The 12,272-nt window shown below is 66.7% G+C and carries 13 protein-coding genes and 1 riboswitch; of the genes, 8 read left to right on the forward strand and 5 right to left on the reverse strand.

The window, feature by feature from the left end:
* Positions 1–25: 25 nt before the first annotated feature.
* On the forward strand, positions 26–2,173 hold the full coding sequence (locus tag ASC89_RS14210) for a bifunctional diguanylate cyclase/phosphodiesterase (RefSeq protein WP_055998814.1): 2,148 nt from the start codon (positions 26–28) through the stop codon (positions 2,171–2,173).
* A gap of 61 nt (positions 2,174–2,234) precedes the next feature.
* Here the strand turns inward: ASC89_RS14210 and ASC89_RS14215 are convergent, their stop codons facing one another.
* Genes ASC89_RS14215 through ASC89_RS14225 form a run of 3 tightly spaced genes read right to left on the reverse strand, consistent with a single transcriptional unit; the run spans position 2,235 to position 4,293 of the window.
* Positions 2,235–2,669: a Fur family transcriptional regulator gene (locus ASC89_RS14215; protein ID WP_055998816.1), complete on the reverse strand. Its 435-nt coding sequence runs from the start codon at positions 2,667–2,669 to the stop codon at positions 2,235–2,237.
* Between the two features lie 3 nt (positions 2,670–2,672).
* Positions 2,673–3,512, reverse strand: a complete 840-nt coding sequence (locus ASC89_RS14220) for a metal ABC transporter permease (protein WP_055998818.1) — start codon at positions 3,510–3,512, stop codon at positions 2,673–2,675.
* The gene (locus ASC89_RS14225; protein ID WP_055998820.1) at positions 3,472–4,293 is read right to left on the reverse strand and encodes a metal ABC transporter ATP-binding protein; all 822 of its coding nucleotides are present in this window, start codon (positions 4,291–4,293) and stop codon (positions 3,472–3,474) included. The genes ASC89_RS14220 and ASC89_RS14225 overlap by 41 nt, the downstream gene beginning before the upstream one ends.
* Positions 4,294–4,412: 119 nt before the next feature.
* On the opposite strand from ASC89_RS14225, the gene ASC89_RS14230 reads away from it, so the two are divergent.
* The 4 genes from ASC89_RS14230 to ASC89_RS14245 all read left to right on the forward strand — a co-directional run bounded on the left by ASC89_RS14230 (position 4,413) and on the right by ASC89_RS14245 (position 8,905).
* Positions 4,413–5,351 (forward strand): zinc ABC transporter substrate-binding protein, encoded by a 939-nt coding sequence (locus ASC89_RS14230; RefSeq protein WP_055998822.1) that lies wholly within the window; start codon positions 4,413–4,415, stop codon positions 5,349–5,351.
* Between the two features lie 123 nt (positions 5,352–5,474).
* Positions 5,475–6,680, forward strand: a complete 1,206-nt coding sequence (locus tag ASC89_RS14235; RefSeq protein WP_055998824.1) for a metallochaperone AztD — start codon at positions 5,475–5,477, stop codon at positions 6,678–6,680.
* A gap of 51 nt (positions 6,681–6,731) precedes the next feature.
* Complete coding sequence (locus tag ASC89_RS14240; RefSeq protein WP_055998826.1) at positions 6,732–7,928, forward strand: GTP-binding protein; 1,197 nt, start codon at positions 6,732–6,734, stop codon at positions 7,926–7,928.
* Between the two features lie 68 nt (positions 7,929–7,996).
* On the forward strand, positions 7,997–8,905 hold the full coding sequence (locus ASC89_RS14245; protein ID WP_055998828.1) for an NAD(P)/FAD-dependent oxidoreductase: 909 nt from the start codon (positions 7,997–7,999) through the stop codon (positions 8,903–8,905).
* Here the strand turns inward: ASC89_RS14245 and ASC89_RS14250 are convergent.
* The gene (locus ASC89_RS14250) at positions 8,880–9,236 is read right to left on the reverse strand and encodes a DMT family protein (RefSeq protein WP_055998830.1); all 357 of its coding nucleotides are present in this window, start codon (positions 9,234–9,236) and stop codon (positions 8,880–8,882) included. The genes ASC89_RS14245 and ASC89_RS14250 overlap by 26 nt on opposite strands.
* A 71-nt stretch (positions 9,237–9,307) precedes the next feature.
* Complete coding sequence (locus ASC89_RS14255) at positions 9,308–10,501, reverse strand: FAD-dependent monooxygenase (protein WP_244488465.1); 1,194 nt, start codon at positions 10,499–10,501, stop codon at positions 9,308–9,310.
* Between the two features lie 67 nt (positions 10,502–10,568).
* Between ASC89_RS14255 and ASC89_RS14260 the strand changes: the two genes are divergently transcribed.
* The 3 genes from ASC89_RS14260 (at position 10,569) to ASC89_RS14270 (ending at position 12,245) form a co-directional block, all read left to right on the forward strand.
* On the forward strand, positions 10,569–11,048 hold the full coding sequence (locus ASC89_RS14260) for a MarR family winged helix-turn-helix transcriptional regulator (protein WP_082533376.1): 480 nt from the start codon (positions 10,569–10,571) through the stop codon (positions 11,046–11,048).
* A gap of 78 nt (positions 11,049–11,126) precedes the next feature.
* Positions 11,127–11,726 carry a hypothetical protein gene (locus ASC89_RS14265; protein WP_055998834.1) on the forward strand — a complete coding sequence of 200 codons (600 nt, stop codon included), beginning with the start codon at positions 11,127–11,129 and terminating at the stop codon, positions 11,724–11,726.
* Between the two features lie 20 nt (positions 11,727–11,746).
* Positions 11,747–11,967: riboswitch (cobalamin riboswitch) on the forward strand.
* Between the two features lie 95 nt (positions 11,968–12,062).
* On the forward strand, positions 12,063–12,245 hold the full coding sequence (locus tag ASC89_RS14270) for a CbtB-domain containing protein (RefSeq protein WP_055876724.1): 183 nt from the start codon (positions 12,063–12,065) through the stop codon (positions 12,243–12,245).
* Positions 12,246–12,272: the final 27 nt, after the last annotated feature.

The raw sequence follows: 12,272 nt of genomic DNA on the forward strand, positions 1-12,272 counted from the left end.
GCGCAAGCCGGCGCGCCGATCGGCATTGCTGAACTTCACTTTCTGGATCGCCCTGCCGGCGGTCGCTGTCTATTTCGGCGTCTGCGCGCTGGTGTTCGTCGCCATGCATCTGATGAGCGCCGAAATGAACGCTATCGATTCCGATCGCGGCAAGAGCGCTATCGCCGCCGCCGTCGAGTCCCTGGTGGTCGGTCTTGCCGAGAGCACTGCCGATGAGGCGACCTGGACCGAGGCCTATATCAACACCTATATCGAGCCCAATCCGGCCTGGCTCGACTCGGTCTGGGGCGCCACCGCGCGCATCTCCGATACCTATGACACCGCCATTCTCACCGATATGAGCGGCAATATCATCTTCGGCGAAACCAGCCGCGGACCGGTGACCGGTACGCTCGCCGAGCTGTTCAGCGGTGTGCCGCAACTGCTCGAACGGCTCGAGGCGGGTATCGCCAGGGCCGGCGACGATGCGACCGTTTCCAACCTGTCGCGCAATGCCCGTGGCGCTGCGGCGCTTGCCGGTGCGGTGGTCCACGGCAATTCCGGTCAGGCCAGCATCCCGCGCGAGCAGCGCCGCGTGCTCTGGCTCGCCCGCCAGCTCGACGACATCATGCTGCGCGACGTCGCCACCCGCTTCCAGCTGCCGCTGCCACGGCTCGTCGAGGTGCCCAAACCTGACCATGACGTGATGGCGCTCACCGACGCGGCGGGAGCGGCTATCGCCACCATCGACTGGCCGCCGCGTCGCCCTGGCGACCCGGCCTTTGCCCACACCGCGACCATCGCCGTGCTGGTGATGCTGATCATCGGCGTCCTGATCTTCGTCGTCCTTGCCGCCTTCCGCCATTCGATCAAGTTGCGCACCGCTTCAGAAGAGCGCGACTGGTACAATGCCCGCTATGACGGCACCACCGGGCTGCTGAGCCGCTTCGGCCTCGAGGAGCACATCGCCCAGGCGATCCCCAGAAAGCGCGGCGAACTGCCGGTTGCCGTCAGCCAGATCAACGTCGACGGCCTGCAGGATATCGTCGGCCTCTATGGCCGCGAGGCCGCCAATGAACTGCTGGTGGCGCTGGCCGAGCGCTTCGAGACGATCACCGATGGGCAGGCAGTGCTCGCCCGTACCGGCCCGACCGAGCTGTCGCTCGCTCGCCTCGGCGAGGACGCTGGCGAGAAGATCCGCGGTTTCGCCGACCGCATCCTGGCCGGCGCCGGCGAACCGGTCCCGGTCGGCAACCTCAAGCTGAAGATCGGCCTGAGCATCGGCGTCGTCGATGCGCCAACGCGCCGTGACAACGTTGGCAATCTGATCCGCATGGCCGAGACCGCCGTAGCGCGGGCCCGCGAGACCGGCGGCAACCACACCGTGGCCTACGACCCGGCCATCGAGGATGAGCGTCGCCGCCGCATCGAGCTGCAGGCCGATATCCGGCGCGGGCTGGAGGCCGGCGAGTTCGACCTCGAATACCAGCCGATCATCGATTTCCGCACCCAGGCGATCCTCGGGGTCGAGGCGCTGATGCGCTGGAACCGCCGCGCCGCCGGCCCGATGGGGCCCGGCGAGTTCATCCCCGCAGCCGAAGCCTCCGGCCTCATCGACGATCTCGGCATGTTCGCGCTGCGCCGCGCCATCGAGGAGATCGGCCCGCTCGGCGAGCTGAAGATTTCGGTCAACGTCTCGCCGGCCCAGCTCCGCAACCCGACGCTGCCACAGACCGTCTTTGCGACGCTCGACGAATGGGGCGTCGCCGCCAGCCGGCTGCAGCTCGAAGTGACCGAGTCCTTTCTCGTCTCCCACCCCGATCGCGCCATCCGGCTGATCGAACAGCTGCGCCAGTCCGGCATCATCATCGCGCTCGACGACTTCGGCACCGGTTATTCCTCGATCGGCTATCTGAAGCAGTTCCGCTTCGACCGGGTGAAGCTCGATCGCTCGCTGGTCGCCGAGATCGACAGCGACCCGGTGCAGGCGGCATTGGTCGAATCCACCATGATCTACGCTTTCGCCATGGGCCTCGCCGTCACCGCCGAAGGCGTCGAGCGGCGCGAGGAGGCAGCGCTGCTGTCACGCCTCGGCTGTCGCGAATTCCAGGGCTACCTGTTCGCCCGTCCGCTGCGCCTGGCGCAACTCGAACGCCTGCTGCAGGGCGAGCAGGCGTTGCGTCAGGCGAGTTAGCCAATCAGCTGACCCCTGCCGCTGGTGAATCCACAGCCACCGGCCGCAGATCGGGAAGAGCCTAAGCCGCCTTCCGGCATTCGGCACACCGGCCGCGCAGCTCGATCGTCGTCCGCTCGAGCGCGAAGCCGGTCTCCCCGGCCCAGGCGGCGAGCCGCGCCGTTACCTCAGGGTCGGCGAATTCGTCCACCCGCCCGCAGCCCGAGCAGATGGCGAACGCCGCCGTGCCGCTGGCGCGCCCGTGGCAGTTGGCATCGGCGCAGCAGACGAAAGCGTTGAGCGATTCCAGCCGGTGCGCCAGCCCGTGCTCGATCAGCTTCTCCAGCGCCCTATAGACCTGCAGTGGCGCGCGCAACCCATCGTCCCGCAGCTTGTCGAGAATGTCATAGGCCGAGAGCGGCGCCTCGGCATTGTTGAGCGTCGTCAGCACCAGCTCCTGGTTGCGCGTCAGGTCGCGCGGCCGCTCATGGTGGTGGGCTTCGTGGCTATGGGCCATGGCTCAGGCCTCCCGTCTGGCGCGCCACAAATGGACCGGCAGCGCGATGGAAATGAGGAACAGCGCAAGCGCCGCAACGACGATCGACGGGCCGCTCGGCGTATCGAAGCGGAGCGAGCCGAACAGCCCGCCCGCCACTGCCAGCGCCCCGACGCCGGCCGAGATCAGCGCCATCTGCTCGGGCGTGGCGCTCAGCCGCCGTGCGGTTGCCGCCGGAATGATCAGCAGCGCCGTGATCAGCAGCACACCGACGATCTTCATGGCGATGGCGATCACCGAAGCGAGCAGCAGCATGAAGACGATCCGCGTCACCTCGGGCCGCATGCCCTCGGCTTCCGCCACCTCGGCATTGACCGTCGCCGCCAGCAGCGGCCGCCACATCGCGGCGAGCACCGCGAGGATCACCAGCCCGCCGAGGTAAATCACCACGATATCGGTGACCGACACCGCGAGGATGTCACCGAACAGAAAGCCCATCAGGTCGACCCGGATGCCGCTGAGGAACGCCACCACGAGGCCGATGGCCAGCGCCGAATGGCTGAGGATGCCAAGCAGCGCATCGGTCGACAGCGTCTGCCGCCGTTGCAGCAGCAGCAGCGCCCCGGCGACGGCCGCGGCAATGATGAACACCCCGAGCGTCATGTTCACCTGCAGCACCAGGCTGAGCGCCACCCCGAGCAGCGCCGAATGCGCCATGGTGTCGCCGAAATAGGCCATGCGTCGCCATACGATGAAGCAGCCCAGCGGCCCGGTCACCAGCGCCAGCCCGATCCCGGCGATCACCGCTCGGGTGAAGAAATCCTCAAGCATGGCGGTGCCCTTCATGGTCGTGTTCGTGCACATGCTCGTGTGCGTCGACGATCCGCCCGTCCGCTTCCTCGACCCGCCCATCGGGCAGGTGGGTGTGGTCGTGGTGGTGCTGGTACACCGCCAGCGCATTGGCGGCTCGCGCGCCGAACAGGCTCAGATATTCCGGGCTCCGCGCCACCGATTCCGGCGTGCCGCGGCAGCAGACATGGCCGTTGAGGCAGATCACAGTATCGGTCGCCGCCATCACCACGTGCAGGTCATGGCTGATCAGCAGGATGCCGCAGCCGGTCTCGTCACGGATCTTGCCGATCAGGTCGTAGAGCGCCACTTCGCCGGAGAAATCGACGCCCTGCACCGGCTCGTCCAGTACCAAGAGGTCCGGCTTGCGGATCATCGCCCGCGCCAGCAGCGCCCGCTGGAACTCGCCGCCAGAAAGGTGCTGCACCTCGGCATTGGCGAGGTGCGCCACGCCGGTCGCCGCCAGCGCCGCATCGATCTCGGCTCTGGGATAGCTGCCGGTCAGCGACATCAGCCGCCGCACCGTCAGCGGCATGGTCCAGTCGATCGAGAGCTTTTGCGGCACATAGCCGATCCGCAGCCCGGATTTGCGCGCAACCGTCCCGGCATCAGGCTTCAGCACCCCGGTCACCAGCTTCGCCGTGGTCGATTTGCCCGAGCCGTTCGGTCCGATCAGCGTGACGATCTCGCCCTTGCGGATCGTCACGTCGACAGCCTCGACCAGCCAGCGGCCATCACGCCGCACGCCGGCGCCGGCCACATCCACCAGCACCTCGTGCCCTCGATGTGCATCCATGAAATTCACGATTCCGTCTCTTGCTGACGTTCTACCATTACGTTATAGCGTAACACATCGATAGCGTAATGTCATAACATATCGCCTACTCGAGCTGTGTTTCAAACAGGGGTCTTCCGATGCAGAAACCGTTCTTCCTGGCGCTTGCTGCGGCGCTCAGCTGGCCCACCCTGGCGCTTGCCGAGGTGCCCAGCGTTGTCGCCACCATCAAGCCGCTGCATGCGCTGGTCGCCGCGGTGATGGGAGATCTCGGCACGCCGGCACTCATCGTCAAGGGCGCCGCCTCGCCGCACAGCTACAGCCTCAAGCCCTCCGACGCGCAGGCGCTGCAATCGGCCAACCTGGTGTTCTGGACTGGTCACGGGCTCGAACTCTTCCTCGAGGATTCGATCGATACCCTGGCGCCCAAGGCCACCATCGTCGAGCTGAGCAAGGCTCCCGGCATCGAGCTGCTGCCGCCGCGCGAAACCGGCACCTTCGAGCATCACGATCACGGTGAAGCGGAGCACGGTGAGGAGGCGCAAGAGCACGAGCACGGCGAGGAGCAGGACCTGCACTTCTTCCTCGATCCCGGTAACGCCAAGGTGATGGTCGTGGCCATCGCCGACAGCCTCGTCGCTGCCGATCCCGAGCATGCCGAGATTTACCGCGCCAATGCCTCAAGGGAGACCGCCGACCTCGACGCCCTGATCGCCGAGACTGAGGCCAGCCTCGCCCCGATCAAGGATCGCCCCTTCGTCGTCTTCCACGACGCCTACCAGTATTTCGAGAAGCGCTTCGGGCTGAACGTCGCCGGCTCGGTCACCCTCAGCCCCGAAATCGCTCCCGGCGCCGACCGCATCAACGAGATCCGCGCGAAGCTGAAGACTCTCGATGCCGCCTGCGTCTTCGCCGAGCCGGTGTTCGACCCGCGCATCGTTACCGTGCTCACCGAGGGCACCACGGCGAAACAAGGCGTGCTCGACCCCGAGGGCGCCAACCTCGATGAAGGCCCGGGCCTCTATCGCCAGCTGATCGAGAACCTCGCCACCAGCCTCAAGGCCTGCCTCGCGCAGTAACCTCGGGGGGGCCGCCGCGCCACCCGGCGGCCCCTATCCCCTCGCTTTTTCGCCGACCGCCCGCGCGCCATCCGGCGCGCGAACCCTTCCGCTCGACCTCGATTTCACCTTGGGAGACTGCCGATGCCGCGCCTGCTGCACCACCTGATCCTGCCTGCCATGGCCCTGTCCTTCTGCGCCACCCCCGCTTGGGCCGAAGAAGAAGCCACCTTCTGGCGGCTGTTCGTCGCCGACCACGCCAAGCCGCTCGTCACCGCCATTGACCTCGGCACCGACCAGATCGCCGGCAGCTTCGAGCTCGGCAGCCCGGCAAGCCTCTACACCACGCGGCGCAAGGCCGCCGTCTATGCGGTGCAGGGCGAGGCCGACCGTGTCTCCGCCATCGCTTCCGGCATCGCGCTGGGCGACCATGGCGATCATGCCGACCTCGAGGTCAGTGCGCCCAGACTGCTCGATGCCGCCGTCGCCGGCGACAAGCCGGTGCACTTTGTCGAGCACCATGGCGACATCGCGCTGTTCTTCGATGGCGAAGGTGTCGCCCGGTTGATCTCCGAGACGGACTGGCTTGCCGGCAATGCGGCGACCCGTGACCTGAAGGTTGCCGCCCCGCACCATGGCGTTGCCGCGCCGCTCGGCGAATACACGCTGATCTCGCGCCCCAGCCCCGAAGACGCCAAAGCGCTTCCCGTCGGCATCGATGTCTATGGCGCCGACGGCGCCACCATCGGCGATCTCCATGCCTGCCCGGACCTGCACGGTGAAGCCAGCTCCGGCGACACCCTCGCCATCGCCTGCGCCGCCGGCCTCTTGCTGGTGAAGGCGGCCAAGGACGGCCCAGAGCTGCAGCTGCTGCCCTATTCGGCCAGCCTGCCGGAGGGTAAAGCCACCACGCTGCTCGGCGGTGTCGCCATGCAGTATTGGCTCGGCAACTATGGCGCCGATCGCGTTGCCATCATCGATCCTTCCGCAACCGAGCCCTTCCGCCTGGTTGATCTGCCCAGCCGCCGCGTCCACTTCGCCATCGACCCCGAGCGCGTGAAATATGCCTATGTCTTCACCGAGGATGGCGCATTGCACCGGCTCGATGTCGTCTCCGGCGCCATCGACAAGACGCTGCAGCTGACCGAACCCTACTCGATGGATGGCGAGTGGAGCCTGCCGCGGCCGCGGCTTGCTGTCGCCGGCGACCACATCGCCGTCACCGATCCGCTGGCCGGCACCATCCACCTCGTCGATGCCGAGAGCTTTGCACTTGCCCGTGACATCGCGGTGGCCGGCGCCCCCTACAACATCGTCGCCGTCGGCGGCTCCGGCCACACGCACGAGTGATGCATTGCGCCCCACCGTGAGGCGGGGCCTCCTCCTACCGAGCGAGACGTCATGAAACGCCTACCCGTCACCGTGCTCTCCGGCTTTCTGGGCGCCGGCAAGACCACGCTGCTCAACCACATCCTCAACAACCGCGAGGGGCGCCGCGTCGCCGTCATCGTCAACGACATGAGCGAGGTGAATATCGACGCCACGCTGGTGCGCGAGGGCGGCGCCGAGCTGTCGCGGGCCGACGAGCAACTGGTTGAGATGTCGAACGGCTGCATCTGCTGCACCCTGCGCGGCGACCTGTTGCGCGAAGTCCGTGCCCTGGCCGAAGCCGGCCGCTTCGACTACCTGCTCATCGAATCGACCGGCATCTCCGAACCCTTGCCGGTCGCCGCCACCTTCGAGTTCCGCGATGCCCTGGGTGAAAGCCTCAGCGACATTACCGACCTCGACACCATGGTCACCGTGGTCGATGCCGCCAACCTCGGCGCCCAGTTCGGCTCCACCGATCCGCTTTCCGCTCACGGCGAGACCCTCGGTCCCGACGATGAGCGCAGCCTCGTCCACCTGCTGGTCGACCAGATCGAGTTCGCCGACGTCATCGTATTGAACAAGGTCGCGACCGCCACGCCGGAGGGGCTCGCCGCGGCGCGCCGCATCATCCGTTCGCTGAACGTCGGCGCGCGCGTCATCGAGACCGATTTCAGCCGCGTCGCCATCGACCAGATCCTCGGCACCGGCCGCTTCAACTTCGATCGCGCCGAGCAGCATCCGCTGTGGTTCAAGGAACTGAACGGCTTTGCCGACCATGTTCCGGAAACCCTCGAATACGGCATCCGCTCCTTCGTCTACCGGGCGCGCCGGCCATTCAACCCGCTGTTGTTCAACGGCTTCGTCGCCCGGGCTCACCCTGGCGTCATCCGCGCCAAGGGGTTCTTCTGGCTCGCTACCCGGCCGCAATATGTCGGTGAACTGAGCCAGGCCGGCCAGCTGGTTTCGACCAGTCGACGCGGTCTGTGGTGGGCCGCCGTGCCGCAGCAACGCTGGCCCGACGATCCGCAGTGGGAAACCGCGATGTCGGCCTATCTCGACCCCATCTGGGGCGACCGCCGGCAGGAGCTGGTCTTCATCGGCACCGATCCGATGGACGAGGCGGCTTTGCGCCGGGCGCTTGACGACTGCCTGATCCCGGCACGCGCCTTCACCCCATCGGCCTGGGAGCGCCTCCCCGATCCATTCCCGGCCTGGTCGCCGGCCTGATGCAAATCCCGGCCCGGCGGAACATCTCGCCGCCGCCGCCATTCCTCGTTCGGAACAGGACAACAAACATGTACGACGTCATCATCATCGGCGGCGGCTTTGCCGGCCTTGCTGCCGCAACCCAACTCGGCCGTGCCCGTCGCAAGGTGCTGGTGCTCGATACCGGCAAGCCGCGCAATCGCTTCGCCGAACACTCGCATGGCTTCCTGAGCCGCGATGGCGCCGTGCCGGGCGAGCTGCTCGCCGAGGCTCGCCGTCAGCTCGAAATCTACGGCACCGTCGAGCTCCGCAACGCCGAGGCCATTGCGGCGTCGGGTGCGCTCGACGGCTTCAGCATCGAACTCGCCTCACACCAGCAGCTCGCCGCCCGCCGGCTGATCATCGCCCACGGCGTCACCGACGATACCAGCGGCATTCCCGGTATGGCCGAATGCTGGGGCAAGACGGTGCTGCATTGCCCCTATTGCCACGGCTTCGAGGTCGCCGATCGTCGCCTCGGCCTGATGCTGCGCGACGGCGATATCCTCGACCGCGCTCGCTTCTTTCAGGAGTGGACCAGCGACCTGACGCTGTTTGCCAATGGCGGCCCGGTCGATCCGATCGTCCGCGCGGCGCTCGCCGATATGCGGGTGAAGCTGGTCGAGGCGGCGCTGGTGCGCTTCGATCACCGGGATGGCGTGCTGCAATCGGTGGTGACCACCGCCGGATCGACGCCGCTCGACGCCATCTTCGTCCATGCGCCGATCCAGCTCGCCAGCAACCTCGGCCTCCAGCTCGGCTGCGAAACCAAGGCCGGAATGGCCGGCGATTTCTTCCTCGTCGATCACCTGCAGCAGACCAGCATTCCCGGCGTCTATGCCGCGGGCGATGCGGCGCGGCCGATGCACAATATCAGCTTCGCGGTCGCCGACGGGGCAGGGGCGGGCGTCTTCGCCCACCAGTCGCTGGTGGCTACTTCAGCGGCCCGCGGAAAATGAAGAAGGCCCCGGCGAAAATCAGCAGGAAGCCGACGGCGTGGTTCCAGGTGAGCTTCTCGCCCAGAACGAATACCGCGAAGCCGGCGAACACCGTGAGGCTGATCACCTCCTGGATGGTCTTCAGCTCCGCCGCTGTGTAGGCGCCGTAGCCGATCCGGTTGGCGGGCACCGCCAGCCAGTATTCCACCAGCGCGATGCCCCAGCTGACCATCACCGCCACCCACATCGCCATGTGCGGGAATTTCAGGTGCCCGTACCAGGCGACGGTCATGAATACATTGGAGCCGATCAAGAGGAGGATCGGCATCACCGTCTGGAAGGTGAAAGGCATTGGGGGCACCAGGGTCGAATCAGTTGGCTCGCCCCATTGATCGCCGGGCCCCGTGGCGGCCGCAAGGCCGCTCAGTTCGGCCGGACCAGTGGCGTATCGTCGGCGCGAAAGGCGAACAACTGCTCCTGCCCACGCTGGCCGAGCGGCACGAACAGCGGTAGCACCAGATCGCGCACCCGCCGCGCCAGCCAACCCTGTGCCTTCTTGGGCGTGCCGCCCCGCCGGCCGAGCTGCACCGCCGCCTCCACCCGGTCGCGCCGCAATGCCTCGAAACGCCGAAAGGCGTTTTCAGGCGTCGCCTCCGCCTCGAGACAGGCCGCGAGCACCAGCGCGTCCTCGAGCGCCATCGATGCGCCCTGGCCAGAATGCGGGGTCACCGCATGCGCCGCATCGCCGATCAGGATCACCCGCCCCTTCGACCAGTAGGGCAGGCTCGGCACGTCGTAATCGGGATAGATCCGGCTCACCTGCGGCGCGGCAGCCGCGATGATCCGCCGGTTGACCGCGGGGTCGCTGCGATGCAGCGCCTCGAAATACCCGGTCGCCGCCTGGCGGTCGATCAACCGCGCCTGCTGCTCGTCGGCAGGAAAGCTGTTGAACCAGTAGACCGGCCCGCCCGGGTCCTTGATGTAGCCGAAGAACGCCCGTCGCCCGAAGGTCATCAGCATCCGCCCATCGGTCGGCGCCACATCCGGCACATCGACGATGCCACCGCTCCCCAGCAGGCCGTTATAGGCAGGTGACGGCAGCCCGGGCATGGTGAGGCTGCGCACATTGGAGCGGAGGCCATCGGCCCCCACCAACACGTCGAAACTGTGCGTCACGCCGTCACCGGTCGTCGCCGCCACCTCGGTCTCGAGGTTGGCGACCGCGCTTACCGGCGTCTCGAACTGGATCGGCACTCCGGCTGCACGCGCCGCGGCCAACAGGATTTCGCCCAGCGCGCCGCGCCGGATCGTCACTGAAGGGGCGCCGAACTGTGCCGCATGGCGGGCATAGTCGACGGTACCGAGCGCCCTGCCGTGTTCGTTGTGGAGGACAATGGCGCGCGTTTCGACCCCGTGCCGCAGCGCCTCCGCCGCAAGGCCAAAGCCGCGCAGCGCGTTCATGCCGTTGGGCGCCAGCGTCAGGAAAATCCCCTCGTCGATCACCTGCTTTTCGCTGCGCTTCTCGAACACAACGGGCGCAAACCCGCGCCTGACCAGTGCCAGGGCCAAACCGAGCCCGGCGGAGCCGGCGCCAACGATGCCGATGCGTGCTTTCATTCTTGCCTCACCTGCGCGACGCCGCATATCATGCTTCCGTCGTATTATTAGATGAGCATATAGTTAGATGATCGAAGTAGATTCGTCAAGCGACGCGAAGGCGGAGCTGGTCCAGCGGCTCGGCACGCTGATCGTGCGCTGGCAGGAAGCGACGCAGCGTTATGACGAGGAGGTGGGAGCGATGTTCAAGCTCGGCCCTGCCGAGCGCCTGTGCCTCAGCTTCCTCACCAGCGGTCCGCAGACTGCCAGTGCCATCGCCCGCGCCACCCGTCTCACCCCGGCTGCTGTTACCTCGCTGATTGACCGGCTCGAGGCGCGCAACTTCGTCCGCCGCCAACCCGATCCGCATGATCGGCGCAAGGTGCTGGTGGAACTCGCCGAGGCCACCACCGCCGTCATCGAGAAGGCCTACGCCCCGATGGCGATCGCTGGCGCCGAAGCGCTGGGCAAGCGCAGCCTCGACGAGCTGCGCCTCCTCACCGAGGTGATCGAGGAGGTCCTCGCGATCCAGAACCAGATGACCGAACGGCTGCAGTCGGGCCGGTGACCGTGCCCAGCTTCCGCCGCAAGGCCTGCCCAGACTCACCTGGCTCAGCTAGATTCGGCGGGTCAACGGAGGTCGACAATGCGTGCGCTGGTCCTGTTTCCCCTGTTGCTGTTGGCGGCGCCCGCCCTGGCTGCCGACCTCGTCTGCGAGGGCCCGTTCGCCGGTGACAGTTCCGAGGCGCGGCTGATCGAAGCCTTCGGCAAGGACAATGTGGTGACTGGTGATGTCCCGGGCCCCGAGGGCTCTACCGTGCTCGCCACCACCATCTTCCCAAACGATCCCGCCAAGACCATCGAGTTCGGCTGGTGGGACGAGGAAAAGCACGAGCGCATCGCTTACTTCACCGTGCCGCCGGGTGACACCGCGCCGGGTGGCCTCAAGCAGGGCCTGACCGTCAAGGAAGTTGAAGCCCTGCATGGCGGGCCGTTCCAGCTCTACGGCTTCTTCTGGGATTATGGTGGCGCCGCCAGCTTCGAGGGCGGCAAGCTCGCCCCGCCCGAGGGTGGCTGCTCGGTCAGCGTCCGCTTCGCCGTCGGCGACTATCCGGCCGACCTCAATGTCGATGCCATCTCCGGCGACATGCAGATCTCGTCGAGCGAGCCGCTGCTCGAAAAGGTCGATGCGCGTGTCGATACCGTCACCGTCGGCTACCCCGATTCCGCTGCCGCGGAAGATTGACCGCGCCCCCTCCTGCGGCGTAACGATAACCCCACGTTGGTTCCTCAACCCCGTTCGGGCGAGGGGATCAAAAGGGAACACGGTGCGGCGTACCCATCAGGGACCAAATCCGTGGCTGCCCCCGCAACTGTAAGCGGCGAGTGCCTCCGACTATGCCACTGCCATCCTTTGGGATGTTGGGAAGGCCGGAGACCACGGTGACCCGCGAGTCAGGAGACCTGCCAGCGTCCGGGAGTGTTTCAGGAAAAGTTGTCAGACTTTTCCGGTTCGAAACGCGACCCCCGGAAAGAGCTCGGGCGATACGCCCACTTTCATCCGCACGGAGGGTGCAGGCTTATGAATACTCAGGTCCAGACGGCGTCGGTCGCCCGTCTTTCTGTCTCGCAGCGGCTCATCGCAGGTGTGCTGGCATTGTTTATCGGCTTCGTCCTCGTCGGCGGCGTCGGTTTTGCCAGTGACATGGCCATCCACAATGGCGCGCACGATACGCGCCATGCGCTTGGCTTCCCCTGCCATTGAGCTGACTCAGCTCTAAGCACACGAGAC

The sequence above is a fragment of the Devosia sp. Root413D1 genome, from assembly GCF_001425235.1.
Taxonomy (GTDB): domain Bacteria; phylum Pseudomonadota; class Alphaproteobacteria; order Rhizobiales; family Devosiaceae; genus Devosia_A.

Excerpts from the sequence above, each read along its gene's own strand:
- ASC89_RS14215 (WP_055998816.1), bottom strand. The coding sequence starts at position 2,669 with ATGGCCCATAGCCACGAAGCCCACCACCATGAGCGGCCGCGCGACCTG.
- ASC89_RS14220 (WP_055998818.1), bottom strand. The coding sequence starts at position 3,512 with ATGTGCACGAACACGACCATGAAGGGCACCGCCATGCTTGAGGATTTC.
- ASC89_RS14225 (WP_055998820.1), bottom strand. The coding sequence starts at position 4,293 with ATGGATGCACATCGAGGGCACGAGGTGCTGGTGGATGTGGCCGGCGCC.
- ASC89_RS14230 (WP_055998822.1), top strand. The coding sequence starts at position 4,413 with ATGCAGAAACCGTTCTTCCTGGCGCTTGCTGCGGCGCTCAGCTGGCCC.
- ASC89_RS14235 (WP_055998824.1), top strand. The coding sequence starts at position 5,475 with ATGCCGCGCCTGCTGCACCACCTGATCCTGCCTGCCATGGCCCTGTCC.
- ASC89_RS14240 (WP_055998826.1), top strand. The coding sequence starts at position 6,732 with ATGAAACGCCTACCCGTCACCGTGCTCTCCGGCTTTCTGGGCGCCGGC.
- ASC89_RS14245 (WP_055998828.1), top strand. The coding sequence starts at position 7,997 with ATGTACGACGTCATCATCATCGGCGGCGGCTTTGCCGGCCTTGCTGCC.
- ASC89_RS14250 (WP_055998830.1), bottom strand. The coding sequence starts at position 9,236 with ATGCCTTTCACCTTCCAGACGGTGATGCCGATCCTCCTCTTGATCGGC.
- ASC89_RS14255 (WP_244488465.1), bottom strand. The coding sequence starts at position 10,501 with ATGAAAGCACGCATCGGCATCGTTGGCGCCGGCTCCGCCGGGCTCGGT.
- ASC89_RS14260 (WP_082533376.1), top strand. The coding sequence starts at position 10,569 with ATGATCGAAGTAGATTCGTCAAGCGACGCGAAGGCGGAGCTGGTCCAG.
- ASC89_RS14265 (WP_055998834.1), top strand. The coding sequence starts at position 11,127 with ATGCGTGCGCTGGTCCTGTTTCCCCTGTTGCTGTTGGCGGCGCCCGCC.
- ASC89_RS14270 (WP_055876724.1), top strand. The coding sequence starts at position 12,063 with ATGAATACTCAGGTCCAGACGGCGTCGGTCGCCCGTCTTTCTGTCTCG.